Below are 24708 nucleotides of genomic sequence, written 5' to 3'. Positions count from 1 at the left end.
ATCGGCTGTTCGCGGTGACCTTCACGGGATATGTTCCCTGAGGTCGCAGGCGTCCCCGACCGGGCCGATGTCAGATGCGGCCATTACTCTGAGCCCGGAGAGGAGGACAGCGTGCTGCTGAGGTTCCGCGTCGCGAACGTACGGTCCCTGCGAGACGAGCAGGAGCTGTCCTTCGTCGCGTCCGGCGATGGACAGGGCGGGTCGGCGACCCTGGTGGATCTTGCAGGCGGCGGATCCATCTCCGTCCTCCCGTTGATCGGCATCTTCGGGGCCAACGCCTCCGGTAAGTCGAACGTGCTGACCGCGATGACCGACATGCGCAATGCGGTCCTCAACTCCTATGCGCGCTGGGCCTCTTACGACGGCATCCCGCGCCAGGTCTTCGCGCTCAGCCCCAAGAGCGAGAGCGAACCCTCCTTCTTCGAGGTCGATGTCGTCATCGAGTCGGTCCGCTGGACGTACGGCTTCGAGCTCGGCGCCACCCGTGTCGAGTCCGAGTGGCTGCACAGCTATCCGCGCGGCCGCCGCCAGGAATGGCTCGACCGTGACGCTTCCCGGCCGGACGTCTTCAAGTGGCCTGGCGGACGTGTCAGGGACCGGGCCCAGCTCGTACGGCGTACGCGGCCGAACGCACTGCTGCTCTCCACGGCCGGCACGGACAACCATCCGCAGCTCTCCCCGCTCTTCCACTGGTTCCGCCGCAACTTCTGGATGATCAACCCGGAGGTCGAGCGGGACGAGCGAGCGCGGTACACCGCGAAGGAACTGTCAGGGCCGAGGGCCACCAGGATCCAGGAGCTGCTGCGGGTTGCCGACCTTGGCATCACCGGGGCGACGGTTGTCCAGGAAGGCCCCGGCCAGGACGTGGTGAAGCTGACTCACCATTCGGCTGCCGGGGACGTGTCCTTCGACTGGCAGGAGGAGTCCTACGGCACCCGCTCCTGGTTCGCCCTCCTGGGCCCTCTGCTTCTTGCCCTCGACGAAGGCGCGGTCCTACTCGTCGACGAACTCGACGCCAGCCTCCACTCCCGCTTCGCAGCTGAGGTCGTCCGGCTCTTCCACGACCCGTACGCGAACCCCAAGGGTGCCCAGCTGGTCTTCACGTCGCACGACGCAACAGTCCTCACCACCCCGAGCGGCGAACGGCTCCTGGACCCCGGGCAGGTGTGGCTGACGGAAAAGGACAAGGACGGGGCAACCGAGCTGTATCCACTCACCGATGTGGAGCCGGGCGAGGAGGAGGACCTCACGCAGTCCTATCTCGCGGGGGCCTTCGGCGGGGTTCCGGCCCTCCTGGAGGGACAGATCGCCCGGCGGCTGCTCGTGGCGCGTGAGGCCGACACGTACGGCGAGACAGGTGGTCGATCGGACCGGGCGGGGCGGGACTGATGGGGCGGGCGCAGAAGGGCAAGGACTCGTGGGAGCGCCCGGCCCGGCGGGGCGGACAGCGCAGGCGTCAGGTCTACATCTTCACCGAGGGCAAGGTGACCGAGCCTTCGTATCTCGACATCCTCAAGGACCAGGGCGTCTCGCAAGCCGACAAGGTCCCGGTGGAGATGCACATCGCCAACCGCAAGGCCGACAGCGGGCGCAAGCCGCTCGACCTCGTCGAGCAGGCGATCAAGCTGAAGCGCGAAGAGGACCGTAAGGCGAAGCGGGCCAAACTGGACGCGAAGTTCCTGCCCGAAGTCTGGTGCCTCTTCGACCACGACAACTACAAGTACATTCGCGATGCGCTGGAGGAGGCGGAGAAGGCGGGCATCGGAGTCGCCTTCTCGCATCCGTGCTTCGAGGTGTGGCGCCTCGCCCACTACAAGCCGGTCAGCGGCTCGTTCGCGGGGGTGTGCGACGGAGCGGCCGAACGGCTGCCGTTCCAGCGCGGCTCCCAGGACGCCAAGACTCCCAAGGTCGTCCTGCCACACCAGGTCCTGGGCCGCTACAAGGCGGCGCGGAAGAACGCTGAGCGGATGAACAGCCAGCACGCCGCGCACGTGGACAAGTGGGACCGGGACCCGTACACCGATGTGCATGAGTTCGTGGAGAAGGCACTGCACATCGACACGTACTGATCGCGTCGGCCGCAAGGTTGGCCACAGGTACGCGCTGATTTCGATATGGCCCCGGCCGGGCAATAAAGTCTCTCCGTTATCTCAGGTCGGGTCGTAGGGAGTCGCACGTGGCCAAGCTCACGCTCGCCCAGCTGGAACGGCATCTGTGGGCCGCCGCTGACATTTTGCGCGGCACGATGGACGCCTCCGAATACAAGGACTACATCTTCGGGCTGCTCTTCCTGAAGCGGGCCAATGACGAGTTCGAGGCGGCCAGGGACAAGCTCAGGGAGTACGCGGTCGAGGAGCTGAAGCTCAGCGACGAAGACCTTCCCGGTTATCTGGAGCAGGCAGGCCCCTACCGCAAGCGCGATGTGCTGTACGTGCCGAAGGAGGCCCGTTGGCACAAGGTCTCCGCTGCCACCCACAACATCAACGAGATGACCCTGCGTCCCGCGCTGCAAGCCCTTGAGAGGCAGAACACCAAGCTCAAGGGCCTCTTCGACCACCTCGACTTCAACCGCATCGGCGGATCGGGCGCCGCGTCCGGCGCGGCCAAGCTCGCCGACCAGCGTCTGAAGCTCCTCATCGCGCACTTCGGGCGGATCCGGCTGCGCACGGAGGACTTCGAGTTCCCCGACCTGATCGGTGCCGCGTACGAGTACCTGATCAAGGAGTTCGCGGACTCGGCCGGGCGTAAGGGCGGCGAGTTCTACACCCCGCGTGCCGTGGTTCGCATGATGGTCGAACTCCTCGCCCCCACCGAGAACATGAGGATCTACGATCCGTGCGTCGGCTCAGGCGGCATGCTCATCCACGCGGCGGAGTACGTGGAGGAGCACGGCGGCGACACGTCGTCGATGTTCTTCGCCGGACAGGATGCCAACTCCGGCTCCTGGATCATGTCGACGATGAACATGGTTCTGCACGGGGTGCGCCGCTTCGATCTGGCCACTGGGGACACGCTCTCGCAGCCGGCCCATGTTCCGCGGTCGGACGAGGACCGGTTCGACGGCGTGCTCAGCAATCCGCCGTTCTCTCTGGACTATGCCCTCGCGGACTTGGCACATCCGGCTGAGCGTGCCAAGTACGGGAAGACGAGCGAGCGTGGCAAGGCCGACCTGATGTTCCTCCAGCACATGCTGTGGGAGGCCAAGCGAGACAGCCCTCGTGGCGGCATGGTGATCACGGTCATGCCGCACGGGGTTCTTTTCCGGGGCGGTGGTGAACAGGCCATTCGTACCGAGCTGTTGGAGAAGGACGCCATCGAGGCGGTCATCGGCCTCGCGCCGAATCTCTTCTACGGGACGGGCATTCCGGCCTGCATCCTGGTGTTGCGTCCACCTGGGCGGAAGGATCCGGCGCGGGAGCGGAAGGTGTTGTTCATCAACGCTGACCGGGAGTTCCACGCGGAGCGGGCGCAGAACGTGCTGTTGCCCGAGCACGCCGAGAAGATCGTCTCAACGTTCCACGCGTACGCGGAGGTACCCGGCTTCTCGCGGATCGTGACCCGCGAGGAACTCGCGGTCAATGACGACAACCTCAACATCCGCCGGTACGTGGACAACACGCCGCCGCCCGAGCCGCAGGACGTGCGAGCGCATCTGGTGGGCGGGGTCCCGCGCGCGGAGATCGAGGCGAAGAAGCCGCTGCTCGACTCGTTCGGGATCGGGGTGACCGATCTGTTCGTGGAGCGGGAGCCGGCGGACCCGGCGTATGTGGACTTCCGGGATGAGGCGGCGGGTGGCGGTCCCGAGCTGGGCGAGCTGGCCCGGCCTCGGGAGGAGGCGTTGCGGGCGGAGTTCGGCAAGTGGTGGGAGGAGGAAGCCGCCCGCCGGTTGGAGGCGGTGGCGGCCACACCTGAAGCTCTTGCAGCGTCTACGTCCTCCGAGCGCAAGGCCGCTTTGATGGCGGTGCGGGGGCAGTTGATGAGGTCGTTCGGAGAACGGCTGGGCCGGGTCGGGTTGCTGGACCGGTATGCGTTGGCGGGGGCGGTCGCGGGTTGGTGGTACGACGCGAAGTACGACCTGCTGGCGTTGTCGGAGAACGGGTTCGGGGGTGTGGTCGACGGGTGGGTCGAGAACGTCGACACGATGCTTTCGCCTGAACAGGACGCTCGAACAAAGAAGTTGCGTACGAGGACGGCGGCGGAGCGGCGCCAGGCGTACGACCACAAGGTGGTTGCCGCCATTGCTCCCCGGTTCTTGGAGGAGCTGGCGGAGGCGGATGCGCGGAAGGCGGAGGCTGATGCGCGGTTCAAGGAGCTGAGTGCGCGGCTTTCCGGGGGCGAGGAGGAGCCGGAGACTGATGGTGAGGCTGACTCGGAAGAAGCCGCTCTGAGCGTCGAGGAGTTGGCCCAGCTCACGGCTGAGCTGGCGAAGGTGAAGAAGGCGCGTACGAAGGCGGGCGCGGACATCAAACGCCTTGAGGCGGACTTCCATCGGTATCCGTATCCGAGCGACCCGCCCACGCTGGGGGAGGAGCCGCCGCGGTTGTTCCGCGCGCGGGAGGAGTTGGACGCGGAGGGGGAGCGCCGGGTGGTGCTCGACCTGCTCCGGGATGACCTGGCGGCAAAGCTGGATGGCCATGTGGTGCGGTGGCAGCGGGAGTTGGCGGCGTCTTATGAGACGTGGGAGCTGAAGTATGCGGTGTCGTTGAGGGAGATTCGGGCGGGGCGGGAAGCGGCAGCGGGGAAGCTGGACGGGTTCCTTGAAGGGATGGGGCTGAGTGTCTAGTGAAGGAGGGCAGTGGCCCCTCGAACCTCTCGGTCGTCTCTGCCGAGTGAGCTCTGGAACGACTCCTAGCAGGACGGCCGGTGCTCGGTACTTCACTCATCAGGGCATCCCATGGGTGAAGACCCTGGATCTCAACGAAGGATCACTCGAGGCAACGGATGAGTCACTGACCGAGGTTGCTGTCGCCGAGACGGGAGCGCGTGTCTACCCCGCAAAGTCGGTGCTCCTCGCCATGTACGGCGGTTGGGAGCAGATCGGCCGCACAGCGATTCTTGCAGTGCCAGCAGCGGTCAATCAGGCGATCTCGGTCTTGGAGGTTGGTCCGCAGCTGGAACCGCGCTATCTATTGCTTGCGTTGCAGCACGGCAAGCCGCGGTGGAGTCGCTATGCGGCGAGCACCCGCAAGGATCCGAACATCACCAAGTCGGACGTACTGTCGTTCGGAGTTCTCGTTCCGCCGCTGCCAGTCCAGCGACGGGTTGTTGAAGTGATTGACAGCTTCACCGAGTTGGAGCGCGTTATTGAGGCGTCGATCGCCAAGCTGCGGAGCGTACGGCAGGGGACGCTGCTGGATTTCATGGATCGGATTCAGCCTGAATGGACGCCCGTTCGTGATCTCGGTGACGTCCGCATGGGCAAGCAGCTTTCGCCCGACAGTCGAGCCGCAGTGGAGCACTACCCGTATCTGAGAGTCGCCAACGTTCATGCTGGGCGGATCGACTACTCAGACGTCAACACCATGGGGTTCACGAAGGCAGAGCGGTCGGTATACGCGCTCAACCCTGGCGACATCCTCCTAAACGAGGGGCAGAGTTTGGAGCTTGTTGGACGTAGCGCCATCTATAGAGACGCGCCTGGGAAGTTCTTCTTTCAGAATACGCTGGTGAGATTTCGGCCCGAGCGGCGGGTAACCTCGGAGTATGCGCAGATCATCTTCGAGTATTGGCTTCAGGCTGGCGTCTTCGCTGGTATCGCCAAGAAGACCACCAGTATCGCGCATCTGGGAGGCGAACGATTCGCTAGTCTGAAGTTCCCGCTCGTGCCGATCGCTGAACAGCAAGATCTCGTAACCACTATTTCTGCCTGTGATGCAAACATTGAAGGTGAAAAGCGCGAGTTGAACAAGCTACGCGAACTCAAGCGGGGGCTTGTGGACGACCTTTTGTCGGGGCGGGTTGCGGTATCTGCTGTGGCGGCCTGAGCCAAACGATATCCGGCGCGCGTCGTGGGTCGAGGGCCGGACGAATCGTTGTGGGGCGCGGTCAGCTGGGGAAGTTTCCGTTCTTGTTGTCCAGAACCTCCAGGCAGTTGCCGCCCTCGTTACCGTTATAGGAGGACGTCCGCCAGCCGTTTAGCAACGCCGTCGTTCAGAATGGTTCGGTCAGCCATGGCGTTCGCGCTCATTCATTGCTGCTTGTGACATGCGCCGGCGCTGTCAAGTTCCGAGAGCCTCAAGCCGCCTTGGCCGCAGCCACATCTCGCGCACGGTGCGCAAGCTCGCGCACAGGGCGGGCAGTTGGGTGTCGGCGCAGTTCCGTGCTCATCGTGCGGAAGTGGTCGTCACCGCGGTTGGACGAGACGTGTTCGTACTCGTCCAGGAACCGTGACCAGCTCTCGCAGGCCGCGTCCAAGTGGCCGACGCGTAGCTGGCGCTGCGCGAGGAGCGCATAGGCGTGTACGCGGCCCTGGCGTTCCTGTTTCGGCTGGAGGCGGATCGACTGTTTCAGGGCTTTGATCGAGCCCGTGAAATCCTTCTCCTCGTACAGGACATGGGAGACGTGAAAGAGGTAGGCGGTCTGGTCATAGCCGCCGATCGCATCCCTGCGGTTGTCCGCCTTCGACAGTGCGTCCTCCGCCTCCTTGAGGCGAGTGTGGGCTTGTTGTTTCAGGCCCACCATGGACGCGGAGTGGGCCTGCTGGCCGCGTAGGAACGCAACAAGACGAGGGCCCGCAGAAGGGGCTGCTTCTGCTGCGGAGTCCGCGAGTTCCAGAGCCTTGGGGCCGTAGCCCAGGTTTGAGGCTTGGAGGGACATGCCGCGCAGAGTCCTGCAGTAGGTGACGTGGTCTTCCGCCTCGCCCGCCAGGCTCAGGGCTTGGACGTAATAGCGCTGTCCGAGGCCATGGGCCTTTTCGTACATGGCCATCCAGCCGGTCAGATACGTGAGGTCGGACGCGGCGGCCAGCATGTCCTTGCGGACGGATTCCGTGGCCTGTGCCTGGAGCCAGGGACCGACGGTATTGACGAGGAACGCGGACGCCATGGGCATCGCGTGACCCGCTCCGAGTTCGTCGAGGATGTCCGCGATCCGGTCGGTCATGGTGCAGATCGATTGCACCTGTGAAGAACCGATACGGACCGTCTTCTTGCCGGGAGTCACCGGTTCATCCGCTGCTCGCGCGGGGAGGGTGAACGCGGGTACTGACAGTGCGGCAGAGAAGACCGTGGCAGCCAGCACGCTGCGGCGGGACGGATCCATTGTTGCCCTTCCGAGGTCGATCAACTCCTCGACAGTGTCTGCGTTTTGGGAACCCGTGAGTGACGGTGCGGGCTCCAGGCCGGCCTCCGCATGGGTGACGGGTCGTCCCAGCCGCGCCGATAGGGCCTCGACGATCAGCGCTCTGACCTGGCGCTTTGGTTGAACTCCTGCAATCCAGTGCGCGACTGCGGTGCGGTCGTACGTCAGGGCGAGTCCTGCCTGAGGACCGAGGCGATTCACCTGCTGTGCGAGCTGGGTCCTGGTCCATCGTGCCTGGTCAAGCAGGCTGTCCAGGGCGCGGTTGGGGGTGCGTTTCCGTGCCATGTCCTCAACTCCCGGCGGCTTGCATGGTGTTCAACGACGGCGTTCACGGCGTTCACGGTCCCACCGTCTTCCAACGGTACCTGCGGAGGGTGTTGGAGCGGTTACCTCTTGCACAGGCATCGAGTGATCTCGGCCGAAAGGAAGGACCCCCGCGACCGCTTGCGACGGCCCGGGGGCATGGCCCTCAACTGCAATGGAGTTGAAGACGTGTTGCACCATATCGCCTGCCTGGTGGAGCCGCTGTTGCGGTGGCTCCTCCCTGCCTCAGGACGCCATCGGTTGACGGGGGCACCGCCTGTCCCCACTCTGCCGCTTCCGCACACCTGCATCCTCCGGGGCGAAGACTCCCGACTCGTCCGTCCCTATCTCCTCGCCCACGAACAACGCGAGCACGCCAGACAGCAGCGCGTCCGGCGACGGGCTCTCCGGCTTGCCGTGCACGGTGTCGACGTAGGGCCACGGCGCATGCATGGCATCGACGTCGGGCTACGCCGAATTCAAAGCGTCGAGGCGGTCGCCGCATGATCTACGAGAGCCGCGACATCGACGTTGCCGCCGCAGCCAGCCGGCCCCGTCTTCTCCCCTGGTCCAGCGTCGGCGGGAACCCCTGCTACCTGCTCACTGACAGCACCGGGACCAGCCACCTCTCCCGCATCGCCGACAACGTCGAAGCCGTCCAGCTCGGCATGGCCGGCGACCTACTCGACCACGCCGCCGACCTCCTCGGTGACAGCAAAGCCACCGCGCCCCAACTCCGTTTCCTCGCGGCCCGATTGACCGAATCGCTCCACGAGGTGCATCGCATCGCCCGGAGCAGGGGAGCCCGCCTCCCCGAGTCCCACGAAGACCAAGTCCTCGACGCCGCCCCTGAAGACGACCTCGGTACGTGACTCGTCGAGCGTGCGGACGTACCGCCACAAAGCCTCATGCGTCCGCACGCTCAGCCATGTTCCTCCGTCCGGATCCCCTCCCTTTACCTCGCCCCCCAGCGCAGAATGGATCTCCGGGCAACAGAGGGACGTACGGAGAGGCGCGGGGCCGTGGCGGTGCACGTCGAGCGGGACGAGGCGGAGCGGCCGTTCGTCGCGCAGTTGGAGGCCATGGGGTGGACGCACGTCCCGGGCGTGGAGTTGGACACGCTTGACGCGGCTGTGCCGCTGCTCGTCGACCAGCTCGGGCCCGCTCTGCGCCGGATCAACCTCCGGGGCGGTGACGGTCGGTCCTGGATGGGCGACGACGACGTCCGGCGGGCGGTCGGTGAACTCGCCTCCCTCTCCCTCGGCAAGGGCGTCGTGCACGCGAACCTCGCCGCCACTGACATGCTGCTTCACGGCTGGACGCTGCCCTCGCCCTCCGCCGCGCACGGTGGGCCTTCCGCCACCGTCCAGTACATCGAGTGGCACCCGGACCGTGTCACGCGCAACACCTTCACCGTCGTCGACCAGCTCCGCATACGCAGCCGCTCGGGTGAGCTGTCGATCCTCGACCTCGTCCTCTTCGTGAACGGCATCCCGCTCGTCGCCGTCGAGTGCAAGAGCGCCGATCTCGCCGAGCCCGTCCGCAGTGCCGTACTCGATCTTCGGCACTACGCGGGGAATCCCGTTCTGGACCTCGACGCCACCGGTACTCCGGTCCCCGCCGGTGTGCCGGAACTGTTCCGGACCGTGCAGCTCCTCGTCGCCGCGACCGGAGAGACCGCCCACCTGGGTACCGTCACCTCCGAGCCCGAGCACTTCCACCCGTGGCGCAGCGTCGAACCGGAGGAGGAGAGCACGCTTCGGCGGGAGCTGCGTACCGCCGGCCTGCTCGCGGACGGCGCCGACCCGGCCGCGCCCGCGCCGCTCGGCGAGCAGCAGAAGCTCGTCGGTGTGGTCCTGCGGCCGGCCGCCCTGCTCAACGTCGTACGGCACTACGTGATCCCGATGGCCGTCGAGTCGGGCGTGGACGGTGGAGCCGTGCGGACCGTGAAGGCCGTCGCCCGGCATCAGCAGTACCGGGCCGCCGAGAAGGCCGTACGCAGACTGCTGACCGGGCGGGCTCGTGCCGGGCGTGACACCGAGGACGAGCGCGGCGGTGTCATCTGGCACACACAGGGTTCCGGCAAGTCGCTGACCATGACGTTCCTGGTGCGCCGGGTTCATCTGCACCACCGGCTCAGTGAGTTCATGGTGGTCGTGGTCACCGACCGCACCCAGTTGCAGACCCAGCTCTCGCGGACGCTGAAGCTCAGCGAGTCCGATGTCGAGACGGCGAAGACCCGGACGCAGATGGAAGGGCTGCTGCGGGACGGGGGGCGGCGCGTCGTCTTCGGGATGATCCAGAAGTACGGGACCGGGTTCACCTTCGCCGGGGACGCGGAAGGCAGCGGGGACGACCGGGATCTGGTCGGGGAGGGCGAGGAAGCCGAACAGGGACGACAGGCCGAAACCCAGGGACCCGTACCGGACTTCCCCGAGTGCAACACCTCGCCGGACATCCTCGTTCTCGTCGACGAGGCGCACCGCTCGCATACGAGCATCCTGCATGCCGCTCTGCGCAAGGCGATTCCGAACGCCGCCAAGATCGGGTTCACGGGTACGCCGATCATCACCGGGCGCGAGGAGGACACCCGCCGGATCTTCGGACGCGGCGACTCGCCGCGGGGCTTCCTCGACGAGTACCGGATGGAGGACGCCGAGTACGACGGTGTCGTGGTCCGCATCCGCTACGAGGGGCGGACGGGGGAAGGCGAGGTCCGTGACGGGGAGGTCCTCGACGAAGGGTTCGACGACCTCGTCCGGGATCGCACTCCTGAGGAGCGGGCCGCGCTGCTCAAGCGGTGGCCCACCGAGCGGGACGTCGCCGAGTCAGTTCCCATGATCGAGGCGAAGGCCGAGGACATGCTGGAGCACTGGGTGACCACGGTGCTGCCCGGCGGCTTCAAGGCACAGGTCGCGGCCGTCAGCCGGAAGGCGGCCGTGCAGTACCACCACGCTCTGCGCAGGGCCCGGGACGAACTGCTTGCCGAGCTGGCGGAGTTCGACCCGGAGTCGGTGGCCGGTATCCCGCTGGAGCAGCTGTCCGCAAGGCTGCGTTATCTCCACCAGGCCCACCAGTTCCGGGCGTTGCTGCGCCGGATCGACTTCGTTCCCGTCATTTCGCCAGGGTCGGGTCACAAGAGGGGGGAGTGGAAGGAGTGGACCGACGCCGGTCGCCAGGAGGCATACACCGAGCGCTTCCAGAAGGCGTTCCCCGAGCTGGCGCCCGATTCGGAGTGGGTCGCCGTGACCCCCTTCAACCCACCGCAAGCCCCGACTCCGCCCACCGACCCCGCCGACGGCATGAACACCCCGTGGTCCAATGCTGCGAACAGCGAGCCGCCGCCGTTTCCCACCTCGGTGCCCGACCCCGTGCACCCTGACAGCCCCATCGCCTTCCTGATCGTAAAGTCCATGCTGCTCACGGGATTCGATGCCCCGCGCGAGCAGGTGCTCTACCTGGACCGGCCCATCCGTGACGCCGAGCTGCTCCAGGCTGTCGCGCGTGTCAACCGCACCTCGCCCGGCAAGGAGGTCGGCTACGTCGTCGACTACTACGGCGTCTTCGAGCACCTCTCCAGCGCACTCGCCGGGTACCGGAACGCCGATGTCACCGACACCATGCGCAAACTGTCCGACGAGGTGAACAACCTCGGGCCCGCTGCCCAAAAGGTCCGCGACTTCCTGCAGCACAACGGCATCGACGACGCAGAACTCGACCAGCTCGCCAAGCTGGGGCCCGCGGCTCTCGCATTGCAACCCGAATCCTTGCGGTTCGACTTCGACGAGGTACTGCACGCGTTCCTCGCCACCCTTGAGCGCGTCCTTCCGCACGAGGACGCCCTCGACTACGTCGCGGACGCCAGGCGTTGGAGCCTCCTCCAGAAGCGGGTGCGGCGTCTGTGCAGGGACGCCGAGGGCGGCACGTTCACGCTGCGCCGCTACGGCCGCAAGGTCCGGGCCATGATTGCCGACCACCTCGATGGCCCGGAGATCGATCAGGTCATTCCGCCGGTCTCGCTCACCGCACTCACCTTCGATGACGCCGTGCGGCGACTGCCGCCGCAGGAGGCCGCGGCGGAGATGGGTCATGCGCTCCGCTTCCATCTGGAGGAGCGGACGAAGCGGGAGGACCCCGCGAAGTACGAGCGGCTCTCCAAGCGCCTGGAAGAGATCCTGCGCACGATGCCGGGCCGCTTCGAGGAGCAGATCGAGGAATTCGGCCCGCTGATCGAGGAGGCCAGGCAAGAACAGGAGGAGTCCCCGGAGCTCGCCGGTCTATCGCCGCTCGAACAGAAGGTGTATCGGTTGGTGGAGCAAATCCTGGAGGACACCCCTGGGGTCAGACTGGCCGACAGCGGTGACGTCAGACAGCTCACGGGCAGAGTGTGCGATGTGGCCACCCGGGCCATGGCCAGGGCGTCATACCAGGGGCAGCACCAGGACATCAGCATGTTGGCCGGAGAGCTGCATGAAGTCCTGCTCAGCGGCGGTGTCCGGCCCGTGGTGGGCGCGGGCTGGGTGCCGTTGGACAACGCGGCTGAGCGCCTGGCGTCTTTCGCGCAGGACAACCTTCGGCAGTTCCGGGGTAGGGCGAGGGGAGAATAGGCGGGTGACTGCGCCGGCCGATCCTTCGACGTACTCAGCCCCAGAGGCCCTGCTCACGGTGGACGGGCTGTCTCTGCGGGTGCGTGCCAGCGCGCGCAGGAAACGGTTCGCACTGACTGTCGAGGCTGACGCGACCCTCACCCTGCACACTCCTGCCGGGCGTTCGACAGCCGAGGCGGAGGAGTTCGTGCGAGCTCACCGGGACTGGTTGGTGACAAAGCGGCGTGAGCGTGAGCGGACACGGCCGCTCAGCCCCGTCAAACAGCTCACCGACGGAGAGGTCTTCCGCTATTTGGGGCGGACGTATCGTCTGGCTGTGTCCGGTGAGGAGGCTGTGGCCGAAGGGGTTAGGCTGATTGCGGGGCGCCTTGTCATGGGTCCGGATCTGGCGGCGGAGCCGCAGGCGGGGCGAGCAGCGCTTGTCGACTGGTACTGCCGGGCCGGCCGGAACTGGACGGGACAGCGGCTTCAACCCTGGGCAGCCCGCATGGGTGTGGCCGAGCCGGAACTGGAGGTGCAGGACCTGGGGGACCGATGGGGTTCCTATCGGCCGCCGCAGGACGGCTCGGGTGCCAAGGGGCTGATGAGTCTCGGGTGGCCGCTCTTCCAGCTGCCCATGCATCTGATCGACTACGTCATCGCACATGAACTGGCCCACGTGAAGGTGTCCGGTCACCGAGAGGACTTCTGGCGGCTGCTGCGGATCGCGCTGCCCGAGTACGAAGAGCGGCGGGCGGACCTCGACGAGCTGGGGCGGCGACTCTGGATGGGTGATATTCGGTGAGTGGGACTGAACTCCCCGCAGGAATAGGGGAGTTCAGCCGAAGCAAGGGCTACCAGATCGCCTCGACCCACTCCGGGTGGTCGATGAACGGGTTGCGGTTGCCCTGGTAGTTGGAGTAGATGAGGTTCTGGCGGCGCTCCTCGAAGGCGTCCGGCGGGTCCGCCTCGTTCCAGGCCTTCAGGACCGACAGGCGGCCGTGGAGGGGGACGCTGCCGTTGGTGACGGCGTCGTTGGGCTCCAGGTCGGGCCAGCTGTCGTCGCCCTCGTAGCGGACGGCCATGTAGAGGATCATGCGGGCCACGTCGCCCTTGACGGCGGCGCGGGGCTCGAAGGAGTTCGAGTCGGTGAGGCTGCCGCCGGAGTTGGTGAAGCTGCTGCCGCCGTTGTCGAAGTCCTTGTTGCCGCGGATGCTGTTGACCTGGACGTCCTCGGGGCGCAGGTGGTGCAGGTCGGTGCCGGGGCCGGCCGAGGTGCCGAAGTCGCCGTGGGACTGCGCCCACACGTGTTCACGGTTCCAGTTGCCGGTGTTGCCGCCGTTCAGTGACTTGCTGCGGGAGATGCCCGAGTACAGCAGCTTCACGTTGTTGCTGTTGTTCGGGTCCTGGTCCGTGACCTTCAGCGCTTCCCAGACCGCCGAGTACGACAGCTTGGTCTGGGGGCTGATGATCGTGTGCAGCGCGCTCTTGAGGCTCGTGCCGGACTTGCCGATCGCGTTCTTGTAGTACGTGCTGTCGTACGCGGTCGTCGTGGCCGCGGCGGGGGTCGCGGTGAGGGCGGGGGCGCTGAGACCGACCAGAACGGTGGCGGTGGCGAGGGCCACCGACTTCCAGCGGCGTATGTGTGTCGCCAGCATGAGGGGGAGTCCCATCTACGCGGGTTGAATGGAGGCGGCAAGTGGGAGAGTGACATGGACATGTGGCGCTGTAAATGGACCCTGCGTGTCCATTGGGTGACCGGGAGCGGCAAATCGCCCCTTGTCTACGCGAGTTGACACGGGGAGGGCTTCAACCGGGTCTCAACCGGGTCTGAGTCAGCCCTTGTTCGCCCGGCCGCTGTCGCCGCTGTCACCGCTGACGAACACCAGCCCCAGCGCGAGGACGGCCAGCCCGCACCAGGAGGCGGCCGGCAGGCGTTCGCTGAGGACGGTGACGCCCAGGACCGCGGCGACGGCGGGCTCGGCCAGGGTCAGTGACGTGGCCGTCGAGGCGGGCGTGTGGCGCAGCCCGTATCCGAAGAGCCGGTAGGCGAGAGCGACGGTGAACAGGGCGAGGTAGCCGGCCACCGCCGCGCCGCGTGTCGTGGTCAGCCACTGCGTGTCCACCAGCAGCACGAGCGGCAGGACGAGCAGCCCCGCCGCGCCGAACAGCACGCCCATCACCGCGTCGGACGCGTGGCCGCGCGTGATGAGCCGGCCGCCGATCAGCGAGTAGACGGCGTACGACAGTCCGGCGCCCGCGGCGAGCGCGACGCCGGTCACGTCCATCGGCGGGGCGTGGCCGGTGAGTTCGGGGCCCAGCACGAGGAGGGCGCAGCCCAGGACGGCCGCCGCCGTGGCGAGCGTCCAGCGTGCGGTGGGCCGGGACTGCCCGGTCATCCAGGACAGCAGTCCGGCGAAGACCGGCGCGCTGCCGAGCGCGATGACCGTCGTCACCGCGACGCCGGTGCGGGCCACCGCCGGATAGAAGGTGACCGGATATCCGGCCACCGCCAGCGCGCCCAGCACGAGCAGCCACCGCTCACGGCGGGTGCAGACGGCGGGCAGTGAGCGGGCCCCGCGGGAGGTCAGGAACAGCAGGATGCCGCCGAGCGTGAGCCCGGCGGAGCCGATCGCCGCCGCCGGGGCGCCGGCCGGGGCCAGGGAGGAGGCGGTGCCGGTCGTGCCCCACAGCACGGCCGAGATGAGGATGGGTGCGGGGCCGGTGAGGAGGCGCGCGTCCGGGCGCGCGGGAAGCAGAGTGGTGGTGCGGTTCGGCACGGTCGTGGTCTTCCGTCGTCGATGCGTCTGGGACTGGGTCCGAAACGGGCGCACGGCGACGGCCCCTCACCGCCCGGTGGGTCGGTCGGGGCCGGGGGAATCAAACCCTCAGCGTCTGCGCCCGGTCAGGCGCAGGGAGGGGGCGTGACGGCGTGCCAGTAGGTACTCACTCGGGGATCGTATCTGGTCGTATAGCCATTCGAGTTCGACATGCCATCGCTCTGGACTTTACGTCCAGAGGCTGGACGTTTACTATAGTGGCGTAACGGGCTGGAAGTGACTGAGGGGCGGTGCGATGGCCGACGACAGCGCGGACGCGATCCTGGCGGCGTTGCTGCCGGTCATCGATGGGCTGGCGGAGACGTTCGGGCCGACGTGTGAGGTCGTGCTGCACGACTACCGACGGGGTGAGCAGTCGGTCGCGGCGGTCTCCGGTGCGGTGACCGGCCGCAAGGTCGGCGGCGCGCTGAGCGAGATCGGCCTGGCCGTGCTGGCGCAGGGGGACGCGGCGACGAACGACATCAACTATGTGACGCGCACCGGGGACGGGCGGATCATCAAGTCGTCGACCATGCCGTTGCGCGATGGTGCGGGCCATGTGTTCGGGGCGCTGTGCGTCAATGTCGACGTCACGGCTCTGCGGCAGGCCGGTGACCTGCTGACGGCACTGGCGGGGACGCCGCCCGTGCAGGTCACGGACACCACGTTCAGCAACGACTTCGACGACGTGGTCGACGCGCTGATCCGGGCCGAGGAGGTGTCCCGCGGCAAGCCGGTGAGCAGTCTGACCCGGGTGGAGCGACTGGCTCTCCTGCACGTCCTGGACCGGCGCGGTGTCTTCACGGTTCGGAATGCGGTGCCGCGCATCGCCGAACGGCTGGGCGTATCCCGCTCGGCGGTATACGCGGATCTCAACGAGTGCCGCAGCGGCGAGGAGAGCCGATGACCGACCGTGGACAAGAGTTGCGCCTCCGGAGCACGCTCGATGATCCGGACACCCCGTTCCTGGCACTGGACACGGCCACGGTGAAGGCGAACATCGGCAGGCTGCGGGGGCACCTCGACGGGCTCGGTGTCACGCTGCGGGCGCACGTCAAGACGGCCAAGTCCCTCGACGTGGCCGCGCTGCTGTACGACGGGCAGCCGGGACCGATCACGGTGTCGACGCTTGCGGAGGCTGAGGCGTTCGCCGCCGTCGGCTATCGGGACATTCTGTACGCGGTCGGCATCACGCCGCACAAGCTGCGCCGGGTGACCGCGCTGCGCGAGCGGGGCGTGGACCTGACGGTGTTGCTCGACAGCGAGGAGCAGGCCGCCGCGCTTGCTGCCGATCGCGTGGGGATGTCCGGCATTCCGGCGCTGATCGAGGTCGACTGCGACGGCCACCGGGGTGGGGTGCGCCCCGACGACCCGGTGCTGCTCGACATCGCGCGGACTCTGCGTGACGGGGGCGCCCACCTGCGGGGTGTGCTCGTCCATGCCGGCGAGTCGTACTACGCCGACGGCGGGGACGAACTGCGCGCCGCCGCCGAGAACGAGCGCCGGTGCGCCGTGCGGGCCGCCGACGTGTTGAGGGCGGCCGGTCATGAGGCGCCGGTGGTGAGCGTGGGTTCGACGCCGACCGCACACTTCGCGACCGACCTCACCGGCGTCACCGAGGTCCGGGCCGGCAACTTCGTCTTCTTCGACCTGGTGATGGCCGGGATCGGCGTGTGCTCCACGGCCGACCTGGCGATGACGGTGGTCACGACGGTGATCGGTCACCGCCCGGACAAGGGATGGATCCTCACCGACGCGGGCTGGATGGCGACGTCACGCGACCGCGGCACCTCGCGTCAGCGGGTGGATCAGGGATACGGCCTCGTCGCCGACCTGGACGGCACTCTGTTCGACGGCCTGCTGATGACCGACGCGAGCCAGGAGCACGGCGTGCTCTCCGTGCGCCCGGACAGCACCGCCGCCCTACCCGATCTGCCGGTCGGTACGCGCGTACGGATCCTGCCCATCCACGCCTGTGCGACCGCCGCACAGCACGACCGCTACCACGTGACCGAACCCGGCTCCCGCACCGTCGAGGCCGTGTGGCCGCGCATCCGAGGTTGGTGACCACCGTGCAATTCCTGCCCGAAGAGCGGTCCGCCGCTCTCATCACCGAAGAGCTGGCCTTCACGGCCGTGCGCGACGCGTTGATCGCCGCCGTCGGCTCGCAGGCCGAGGTCTTCCCCGCGGTCCTCGGCCACGGATCACAGGACGAGAACCGGTTCACCGTGAAGTCCGGCGCATCGGCCGGGCTTGCCGGAGTGAAGATCGGCAGCTACTGGCCGGGCAACGCCGACAAGGGCATTCCCCGGCACAACTCCCTGGTCCTGCTCTTCGACCAGGAGCACGGCCGCATCGGTGCGGTCGTCGAGGCCGGCGTCGTGAACGCCTACCGCACGGCCGCGGCCGACGCGGTCGCCGCGAGCGTCCTGGCACGCGCCGACGCCACCACCCTGACCATCTTCGGCACGGGCCACCAGGCCCTGTACGAATGCGCGGCGGTCAGCCGCGTACGCCCCATCACCACCGTCCATGTCGTCGCCCGCACCCCCGAGCGCGGCGAACACTTCCTGACCCAGCTGGCCGAGCGAGGGCTCGCCGGCCGGCTCACCCCTGCCGAACAGGCGTGCCGCGCCGCCGACATCATCGTCACCGCCACCACCGCCCGCGCGCCTCTGTTCGACGCCGCGTGGGTGTGCCCCGGCACCCACATCGCAGGCATGGGCTCCGACGCACACGGCAAACAGGAACTGCCTCCGCAACTGCTGAAGGAGGCACGCCTGTTCTGCGACCTGCCCTCCCAGGCGGTCCGCATCGGGGAACTGCAGCACGTCGCCCACCTCATCGACGACGGCACCCTCGCACTCACCGCCGTGGGCGACGTCCTGACCGGGCAGGCCGAGGGGCGCCGCAGCGAGCAGGACATCACCGTGTTCGACAGCTCCGGCATCGCCCTGCAGGACCTCTTCGTCGCCGAAGCCCTCCTGCATGCCGCCGCACTCACCTCCGGAACCACCGAATGACCCACACCGCCCGCCCGACGCCGGCCACCATGGCGCTGCGGTGCGCCGCGTGCGGCCACACCCATCCGCTGGACGACCTGGCCTGGCGGTGCGCGAAGTGCCACGGGGTCCTCGATCTCGCCGGGTTCACGCCGGTCATGCCCAAGGCCGCCGGCCTCGCCACGCGTCGACCGAGTCTGTGGCGGTACGCCGAAGCCCTGCCGATCGGCGAACCGCACGACATCACCATGGGCGAGGGCATGACCCCACTGGTCACCGTGCCCGGCCGGCCCGCTGTCCAGCTCAAGGTCGACCATCTGATGCCGACCGGATCCTTCAAGGACCGCGGCGCGGTCATGCTGGCTGCTCTCGCCGCCCGCCTCGGCGTGTCCCGGCTCATGGCCGACAGCAGCGGCAACGCGGGAACCGCCGTCGCCGCCTACGCCACCCGCGCCGGCATCGCCTGCGACGTCTATGTTCCGGCCGGCACCTCAGCAGGGAAGGTCGGGCAACTGCGTGCCTACGGAGCCACCGTGCACCAGATCCCCGGCACCCGCGAGGACACCGCCCAGGCGGCGGCCCGAGCAGCCGACGAGCCGGGCGTCTTCTACGCCAGCCACGTCTACCACCCCTTCTTCCTGCACGGCACCAAGACCTACGTGCTGGAGCTGTGGGAACAGCTCGGCGGCCGGCTGCCCGACACCCTCGTCCTGCCCGTCGGCAACGGCACCCTCGTGCTCGGCGCCCACCTCGGCTGCGTCGAGCTCCTCCACCAAGGGCTGATCGACCGGCTGCCGCGGATCGTCGCGGTCCAGGCCGCCGGCTGCGCACCGCTGGCCACCGCCTTCGCCGACGGCCGGCCGGTGCCGAGCGACATCACCGCACACGGCACCGTGGCCGAGGGCATCGCCATCGCGCGCCCCGCCCGCGGCTCCCAGATCCTCACCGCGGTCCGGGCCACCGGCGGCACCATCGTCACCGTCACCGACGACGAGGTGCACGCCGCCCACGCCTCCCTGGCCCGTTCCGGCCTCTACGTCGAACCGACCTCTGCCGTGTGCTGGGCCGCCATCGAAGCCGGGCAGGCCGGGCAGATCCCCACCACCCCCCGGCCCGACGGCCTTCCCACCGCCGTGGCACCCCTGTGCGGCAGCGGACTCAAGTCCAAGCCTCCGGCCTGAGCACCGACAGGAACCCCATGCGCATCCATGTCATCACCACCGGCGGCTCCATCGACGTCGAGTACTCCCTGCAGGGCACCCTTGTCATCGGTCAGCCGATGGCAGTGCCCATCCTCGAACGGGCCCGCACACTCCACGAGTTCACCGTCGAAAGCGTGTGCCGCAAGGACAGCGCCGCGTTCGACGACGCCGACCGGGACCTGATCCGCCACCACGTCCGCACCGCCGACGCCGAACACATCCTCATCACCCACGGCACCGACACCATGACCACCACAGCCGAACACCTACGCGACCTGACCGGCAAGGTCATCGTCATGACCGGGGCGATACAACCAGCACGGATGACCGACAGCGACGCCCCCTTCAACCTCGGACTCGCCGTCGCCGCCCTGCAGACCCTGCCCCACGGGGTCCACATCGCCATGAGCGGCCGCATCCTCCCCGCCGGGCAGGCACAGAAGGACCGCGCGCGAGGAATATTTCTCTGATCTCGACCGACCTCGACTGACCTCGACCGCTCGCCAAGGCCCTGGTCGCGAGCCGACGCTTCATGAGCCGGTCTCCCCTCCGTCACCGGCCCGCCCTACGGTGACGCCCATGCGTCTGAGAACCGTACTCGCGACCGCCACCGCCGGCCTGGCGGCGGCCACTTGCCTCACCGTCGCAGGGCCCGCCAACGCGGGCGAGAATCACGCCTGTTCGCCCTCCGTCGCCATCCAGGGCTTCTCCGACGCCCTGGACAAGACGACGTACCAGGGCACCTATGTCGGCAACTTCTCCGCGCTCGCCGTGGACCGGAACGGCGACCTCGCCGCGCTCAGCGACCGCTCGTCGCTGTTCACGCTGGACCGCAGGACCCTCCAGCCGAAGTCCGTCGTCCAGCTCGCCGACGAGAGCGGCACCGCGCTGGACTCCGAGGGACTGGTCGTGGAGCGGGACGGCACCCGGCTGATCAGCTCCGAGACCGAGCCGTCCGTACGCCGCTACTCCCGCGACGGCAAGATCCTCGACCGTCTCCCGGTACCGGCCTCCCTCCAGGTCGCCCCGGCCGGGCGGGCCGTCACCAACGGCACCTTCGAGGGCCTGACCATGCTCCCCGGCGGGCACACCCTCGCGTCGATGGAGTACGCGCTGTCCGGCGACACCGCCGGCATCGTCCGCTGGCAGACTTGGAAGCGCCACCACGGCACCTTCGGGCTCGGCGCACAGTACGCCTACCGGGCCGACACCGGCCTCGGCGTCCCCGAGGTCACCGCGCTGCCCGACGGCCGGCTCCTCGTCCTGGAGCGCGGCTTCACCTCCGGCGTCGGCAACACCGTCCGCCTCTACCTCGCCGACCCGCGCCGCGCGACCGACACCGGCGGCATCGACACGCTGACCGGCCCGGACGGCGTACGGCTGGTCAAGAAGACCCTCCTCGCCGACCTCGTGAACTGCCCGTCACTCGGCGCGACCGCCAAGCAGCCCCAGCCCAACCCCCTCCTCGACAACATCGAGGCCATGACGATCACCGGCTGGACCAAGGGCCGCCTGAAGGTACTGCTGGCCAGCGACGACAACCAGAACGCGGCACAGACGACGCGCTTCTACGACCTCCGCGTTCGTATCTGATCACGACGGCGATCATGACGGAGGGATGAAATCCGCTTCATTCCGCGTTGGTGCCTTCCGTAGATCCAACAGAACGGGGAGGCACCGACGTGGCAGCGCGGCAGGGGCAAGGCTGGGCGCGAAGGCTGTGGGCGTACGCCTGGCGTTACCCCAAGGACGTCGTCCTGGCCCTCGGCGCCTCGCTCGTCGGCATGGCCGTCATGGCGCTGGCCCCGCTGATCACCAAGGTGATCATCGATGACGTGATCGTCGATCACAGCCGGTCCATGGCGGTCTGGGCGGGCGCCCTGATCGGCGCCGCGCTCCTCGTCTACGTCCTCACCTACATCCGCCGCTACTACGGCGGCCGTCTCGCCCTCGACGTCCAGCACGACCTGCGGACCGAGATGTACGGCACGATCACCCGGCTCGACGGCCGCCGGCAGGACGAGCTGTCCACCGGTCAGGTCGTCGGCCGGGCGACCAGCGACCTCCAGCTGATCCAGGGCCTGCTCTTCATGCTCCCGATGACCATCGGGAACTTCATGCTCTTCCTGATCTCCCTGGTCATCATGGCGTGGCTGTCGCTCCCGCTCACGCTGGTCGCCCTCGCGGTCGCGCCCGCGATCTGGTTCATCGCCAAGCGCAGCCGCACCAAGCTGCACCCCGCCACCTGGTACGCCCAGGCCCAGGCGGCGGCCGTCGCGGGCGTCGTCGACGGCGCCGTCAGCGGCGTACGCGTGGTGAAGGGGTTCGGGCAGGAAGAGCAGGAGACCGGGAAGCTGCGGGAGGTCGGCCGCAGGCTCTTCGCGGGGCGGCTGCGCACGATCCGGTTCAACTCCAGGTACACCCCCGCCCTCCAGGCCGTCCCCGCCCTCGGCCAGGTCGCGATGCTCGCGCTGGGTGGCTGGCTCGCGGTCCGCGGTCACATCACGCTCGGCACGTTCGTCGCCTTCTCCACCTACCTCGCCCAGCTCGTCGGCCCGGTCCGGATGCTCGCCATGGTCCTCACGGTCGCCCAGCAGGCCCGCGCCGGCACGGAACGCGTCCTGGAGCTGATCGACACCGAGCCGGCGCTCGAGGACGGCCACAAGACGCTGCCCGCCGACGCCCCCGCCACCGTCGAGTTCGACGACGTCTCCTTCGGCTACGAGGACGACCGCCCTGTCCTCGACGGGCTGAGCTTCGAGATCCACCCCGGCGAGACCCTCGCCGTCGTCGGCTCCTCCGGCTCCGGCAAGTCGACGGTCTCGCTGCTGCTGCCCCGGTTCTACGACGTCACCCACGGCGCCGTCCTCATCGGCGGCCACGACGTCCGCGAGCTGACCCTCGACTCGCTGAGGGCCGCGATCGGGCTGGTCCCCGAGGACTCCTTCCTCTTCTCGGACACGGTCCGCAGCAACATCGCGTACGGCCGTCCCGACGCGACGGACGACGAGATCGAGGCGGCCGCCCGCGCCGCCCAGGCGGACCGCTTCATCAGGGAACTCCCCGGCGGCTACGACACCAAGGTCGGCGAGCACGGCCTCACCCTCTCCGGCGGCCAGCGCCAGCGCGTCGCCCTCGCCCGCGCGATCCTCACCGACCCGCGGCTGCTCGTCCTCGACGACGCCACCTCCGCCGTGGACGCCCGCGTCGAGCACGAGATCCACGAGGCCCTGAAGCACGTCATGGAGGGCCGGACCACCCTCCTCATCGCCCACCGCCGCTCCACCCTCAACCTCGCCGACCGCATCGCCGTCCTCGAGAACGGCCGGCTCGCCGACATCGGCACCCACGAGGAACTCCAGCAGCGGTCGGCGCTCTACCGCCGGCTCCTCACCGACCCGGACGAACTCGGCGGCGTCTCGCCCGGCCACGCCCAGCCCGCCTGTCCGCAGGAGGACACCTCCGTACGGGACGAGCTGGACGCCGAATTCGACGCCGAACGCGGCATCACGCCCCGGCTGTGGGCGGGCGAGCGCACCCCGCGCGACCTCGCGATGGACGGCACCCCGGCCACCCCCGAACTCCTCGCCCAGGTCGACGCGCTGCCCCCGGCGACCGACACCCCGGAGATCGACGAGGCACGTGCCGTGCGGGCCGAGGAGAGCTACGGCCTGCGCCGGCTGCTGCGCGGCTTCGGCCTGCCCCTCCTCGTCAGCCTCTCCCTCGTCGCCGTGGACGCGGGTATGGGCCTCCTCCTGCCCGTCCTGATCCGGCACGGCATCGACAGCGGTGTCTCGGAGATGGCCCTCGGCGCGGTCTGGGCGGCCTCGCTGCTCGGACTGCTCACCGTCGTGATCCAGTGGGCGGCGCAGGTCGGCGAGACCCGCATGACCGGACGCACCGGCGAGCGCGTGCTGTACTCCCTCCGCCTGAAGATCTTCGCCCAGCTCCAGCGGCTCGGACTCGACTACTACGAGCGGGAGTTGACCGGCCGGATCATGACGAGGATGACGACGGACGTCGACGCGCTGTCGACGTTCCTGCAGACCGGCCTGGTCACGGCGTTCGTCTCGGTCGTCACGTTCTTCGGCATCATGGTCGCCCTGCTGGTGATCGACGTAGAGCTGGCGCTGATCGTCTTCGCCACCCTCCCGCCGCTGATCCTCGCCACGGTCTTCTTCCGCCGGGCGAGCGTGAAGGCGTACGAACTGGCCCGGGAACGCGTGTCGGTGGTCAACGGCGACCTCCAGGAGTCGGTTTCCGGGCTGCGGATCGTGCAGGCGTTCCGGCGCGAGCGGGACGGCGGACGGCGGTTCGCGGAGCGGAGCGACAGCTACCGCCAGGCCCGTATCCGGGGCCAGTGGCTGATCTCGGTGTACTTCCCCGGCGTGCAACTGCTGTCGTCGGTCGCCGCGGCTTCCGTGCTGATCGTGGGCGCCGGGCGGGTCGACAACGGCACGCTCACCACCGGCGCGCTGGTGGCGTACCTCCTCTACATCGACCTGTTCTTCGCCCCCGTCCAGCAGCTCTCCCAGGTCTTCGACGGCTACCAGCAGGCAACGGTCTCGCTGGGCCGCATCCAGGAGCTGCTCCAGGAACCGACGTCGACGAAGAGCGCCGACAAGCCGCTCGACGTGCTTTCGCTCCGTGGCGAAGTCGCCTTCGAGGACGTGCACTTCGCGTACGGCGGCGAGGAGGAGGCCCTCACCGGGATCAACCTCGCCATCCCCGCCGGCCAGACCGTCGCCTTCGTAGGCGAGACCGGCGCCGGCAAGTCGACCCTCGTCAAGCTGGTCGCCCGCTTCTACGACCCCACCGGTGGCCGCGTCACCGTCGACGGCACCGACCTGCGCGCCCTCGACCTCACGTCGTACCGGCACCGCCTGGGCGTCGTCCCGCAGGAGGCGTACCTCTTCCAGGGCACCGTCCGCGACGCCATCGCCTACGGCCGCCCCGACGCCACCGACGCCGAAGTGGAGGCGGCGGCCCGGGCGGTCGGCGCGCACGACATGATCGCCACGCTCGAGGGCGGCTACCTGCACGAGGTCGCCGAGCGCGGCCGCAACCTCTCCGCGGGCCAGCGGCAGCTGATCGCCCTGGCCCGCGCCGAGCTGGTCGACCCGGACATCCTGCTCCTCGACGAGGCGACCGCCGCCCTGGACCTGGCCTCCGAGGCCCTGGTCAACCAGGCCACCGACCGCCTGGCAGGCCGCCGTACCACCCTCGTGGTCGCCCACCGCCTGACCACCGCGGCCCGCGCGGACCGAGTGGTCGTCATGGCCCACGGCCGCGTCGCCGAGGACGGCACCCACGAGGAACTCCTCGCACGGGGCGGGCAGTACGCGGACCTGTGGCGGACGTTCGTCGGCCAGGCCGAGCCGGAGGAGCCGGTCGGCGCGTCGCACTGACGGTCGCACCGACGGTCGCGCAACCATCCGACATACGTCCTGCGTCCGTACACCCGTACGCTCATGGACGAGGTACGGGAGGGATGACT

The 24708-nt window shown here is 68.5% G+C and carries 18 protein-coding genes; 14 read left to right on the top strand and 4 right to left on the bottom strand.

Going from position 1 to position 24708, the window contains the following annotated elements; genetic code table 11:
* Window positions 1-111: 111 nt before the first annotated feature.
* The 4 genes from AB0I98_RS10295 to AB0I98_RS10280 all read left to right on the top strand — a co-directional run bounded on the left by AB0I98_RS10295 (window position 112) and on the right by AB0I98_RS10280 (window position 5984).
* Window positions 112-1389: an AAA family ATPase gene (locus tag AB0I98_RS10295; RefSeq protein WP_362938196.1), complete on the top strand. Its 1278-nt coding sequence runs from the start codon at window positions 112-114 to the stop codon at window positions 1387-1389.
* Complete coding sequence (locus AB0I98_RS10290; RefSeq protein WP_362938193.1) at window positions 1389-2069, top strand: RloB family protein; 681 nt, start codon at window positions 1389-1391, stop codon at window positions 2067-2069. Before AB0I98_RS10295 ends, AB0I98_RS10290 begins: the two co-directional genes overlap by 1 nt.
* Before the next feature lie 107 nt (window positions 2070-2176).
* Window positions 2177-4783, top strand: a complete 2607-nt coding sequence (locus AB0I98_RS10285) for an N-6 DNA methylase (RefSeq protein ID WP_362938190.1) — start codon at window positions 2177-2179, stop codon at window positions 4781-4783.
* Window positions 4776-5984, top strand: a complete 1209-nt coding sequence (locus AB0I98_RS10280) for a restriction endonuclease subunit S (protein WP_362938187.1) — start codon at window positions 4776-4778, stop codon at window positions 5982-5984. The genes AB0I98_RS10285 and AB0I98_RS10280 overlap by 8 nt, the downstream gene beginning before the upstream one ends.
* A gap of 61 nt (window positions 5985-6045) precedes the next feature.
* Here AB0I98_RS10280 and AB0I98_RS10275 read toward each other — a convergent pair whose 3' ends face one another.
* Together AB0I98_RS10275 and AB0I98_RS10270 are read right to left on the bottom strand one after the other, a co-directional pair.
* A complete protein-coding gene (locus AB0I98_RS10275; protein ID WP_362938184.1) occupies window positions 6046-6141 on the bottom strand; it encodes a DUF397 domain-containing protein in 96 nt (31 codons plus the stop codon).
* A 93-nt stretch (window positions 6142-6234) separates the two neighbouring features.
* Window positions 6235-7584, bottom strand: a complete 1350-nt coding sequence (locus AB0I98_RS10270; protein WP_362938181.1) for a hypothetical protein — start codon at window positions 7582-7584, stop codon at window positions 6235-6237.
* A gap of 521 nt (window positions 7585-8105) precedes the next feature.
* On the opposite strand from AB0I98_RS10270, the gene AB0I98_RS10265 reads away from it, so the two are divergent.
* The 3 genes from AB0I98_RS10265 (at window position 8106) to AB0I98_RS10255 (ending at window position 12993) form a co-directional block, all read left to right on the top strand.
* On the top strand, window positions 8106-8474 hold the full coding sequence (locus AB0I98_RS10265) for a hypothetical protein (RefSeq protein ID WP_362938178.1): 369 nt from the start codon (window positions 8106-8108) through the stop codon (window positions 8472-8474).
* A 150-nt stretch (window positions 8475-8624) separates the two neighbouring features.
* Window positions 8625-12209, top strand: coding sequence for a DEAD/DEAH box helicase family protein (locus AB0I98_RS10260; protein WP_362938175.1), 3585 nt, complete (start codon window positions 8625-8627; stop codon window positions 12207-12209).
* Complete coding sequence (locus tag AB0I98_RS10255) at window positions 12094-12993, top strand: SprT family zinc-dependent metalloprotease (RefSeq protein WP_362938354.1); 900 nt, start codon at window positions 12094-12096, stop codon at window positions 12991-12993. The genes AB0I98_RS10260 and AB0I98_RS10255 overlap by 116 nt, the downstream gene beginning before the upstream one ends.
* A 49-nt stretch (window positions 12994-13042) precedes the next feature.
* Here the strand turns inward: AB0I98_RS10255 and AB0I98_RS10250 are convergent, their stop codons facing one another.
* Entirely contained in the window at window positions 13043-13846 is an 804-nt protein-coding gene (locus tag AB0I98_RS10250; RefSeq protein WP_362938351.1) for an endonuclease, read from the bottom strand.
* A gap of 177 nt (window positions 13847-14023) precedes the next feature.
* Window positions 14024-14968 carry an EamA family transporter gene (locus AB0I98_RS10245; protein WP_362938172.1) on the bottom strand — a complete coding sequence of 315 codons (945 nt, stop codon included), beginning with the start codon at window positions 14966-14968 and terminating at the stop codon, window positions 14024-14026.
* 295 nt (window positions 14969-15263) lie between these two features.
* Between AB0I98_RS10245 and AB0I98_RS10240 the strand changes: the two genes are divergently transcribed.
* The 7 genes from AB0I98_RS10240 to AB0I98_RS10210 all read left to right on the top strand — a co-directional run bounded on the left by AB0I98_RS10240 (window position 15264) and on the right by AB0I98_RS10210 (window position 24619).
* A complete protein-coding gene (locus AB0I98_RS10240) occupies window positions 15264-15914 on the top strand; it encodes a helix-turn-helix transcriptional regulator (RefSeq protein ID WP_328364150.1) in 651 nt (216 codons plus the stop codon).
* A complete protein-coding gene (locus AB0I98_RS10235) occupies window positions 15911-17074 on the top strand; it encodes a DSD1 family PLP-dependent enzyme (RefSeq protein WP_362938169.1) in 1164 nt (387 codons plus the stop codon). The genes AB0I98_RS10240 and AB0I98_RS10235 overlap by 4 nt, the downstream gene beginning before the upstream one ends.
* Window positions 17071-18030, top strand: a complete 960-nt coding sequence (locus AB0I98_RS10230) for an ornithine cyclodeaminase family protein (protein WP_362938166.1) — start codon at window positions 17071-17073, stop codon at window positions 18028-18030. Before AB0I98_RS10235 ends, AB0I98_RS10230 begins: the two co-directional genes overlap by 4 nt.
* Complete coding sequence (locus tag AB0I98_RS10225; RefSeq protein WP_362938163.1) at window positions 18027-19190, top strand: threonine synthase; 1164 nt, start codon at window positions 18027-18029, stop codon at window positions 19188-19190. The genes AB0I98_RS10230 and AB0I98_RS10225 overlap by 4 nt, the downstream gene beginning before the upstream one ends.
* A 17-nt stretch (window positions 19191-19207) precedes the next feature.
* Window positions 19208-19681 (top strand): asparaginase domain-containing protein, encoded by a 474-nt coding sequence (locus AB0I98_RS10220; RefSeq protein ID WP_362938160.1) that lies wholly within the window; start codon window positions 19208-19210, stop codon window positions 19679-19681.
* A gap of 109 nt (window positions 19682-19790) precedes the next feature.
* Window positions 19791-20804 carry an esterase-like activity of phytase family protein gene (locus AB0I98_RS10215; RefSeq protein WP_362938157.1) on the top strand — a complete coding sequence of 338 codons (1014 nt, stop codon included), beginning with the start codon at window positions 19791-19793 and terminating at the stop codon, window positions 20802-20804.
* A gap of 89 nt (window positions 20805-20893) precedes the next feature.
* Complete coding sequence (locus tag AB0I98_RS10210; protein WP_362938154.1) at window positions 20894-24619, top strand: ABC transporter ATP-binding protein; 3726 nt, start codon at window positions 20894-20896, stop codon at window positions 24617-24619.
* Window positions 24620-24708: the final 89 nt, after the last annotated feature.

The sequence above is a fragment of the Streptomyces sp. NPDC050211 genome, from assembly GCF_040656035.1.
Lineage (GTDB): Bacteria > Actinomycetota > Actinomycetes > Streptomycetales > Streptomycetaceae > Streptomyces.
The sequence above is the reverse complement of the archived record's forward strand: the minus strand, read 5'-3'. Positions and strand labels throughout refer to the sequence as shown.

Excerpts from the sequence above, each read along its gene's own strand:
- AB0I98_RS10265 (WP_362938178.1), top strand. The coding sequence starts at position 8,106 with ATGATCTACGAGAGCCGCGACATCGACGTTGCCGCCGCAGCCAGCCGG.
- AB0I98_RS10270 (WP_362938181.1), bottom strand. The coding sequence starts at position 7,584 with ATGGCACGGAAACGCACCCCCAACCGCGCCCTGGACAGCCTGCTTGAC.
- AB0I98_RS10250 (WP_362938351.1), bottom strand. The coding sequence starts at position 13,846 with ATGCTGGCGACACACATACGCCGCTGGAAGTCGGTGGCCCTCGCCACC.
- AB0I98_RS10220 (WP_362938160.1), top strand. The coding sequence starts at position 19,208 with ATGCGCATCCATGTCATCACCACCGGCGGCTCCATCGACGTCGAGTAC.
- AB0I98_RS10225 (WP_362938163.1), top strand. The coding sequence starts at position 18,027 with ATGACCCACACCGCCCGCCCGACGCCGGCCACCATGGCGCTGCGGTGC.
- AB0I98_RS10240 (WP_328364150.1), top strand. The coding sequence starts at position 15,264 with ATGGCCGACGACAGCGCGGACGCGATCCTGGCGGCGTTGCTGCCGGTC.
- AB0I98_RS10215 (WP_362938157.1), top strand. The coding sequence starts at position 19,791 with ATGCGTCTGAGAACCGTACTCGCGACCGCCACCGCCGGCCTGGCGGCG.
- AB0I98_RS10290 (WP_362938193.1), top strand. The coding sequence starts at position 1,389 with ATGGGGCGGGCGCAGAAGGGCAAGGACTCGTGGGAGCGCCCGGCCCGG.
- AB0I98_RS10235 (WP_362938169.1), top strand. The coding sequence starts at position 15,911 with ATGACCGACCGTGGACAAGAGTTGCGCCTCCGGAGCACGCTCGATGAT.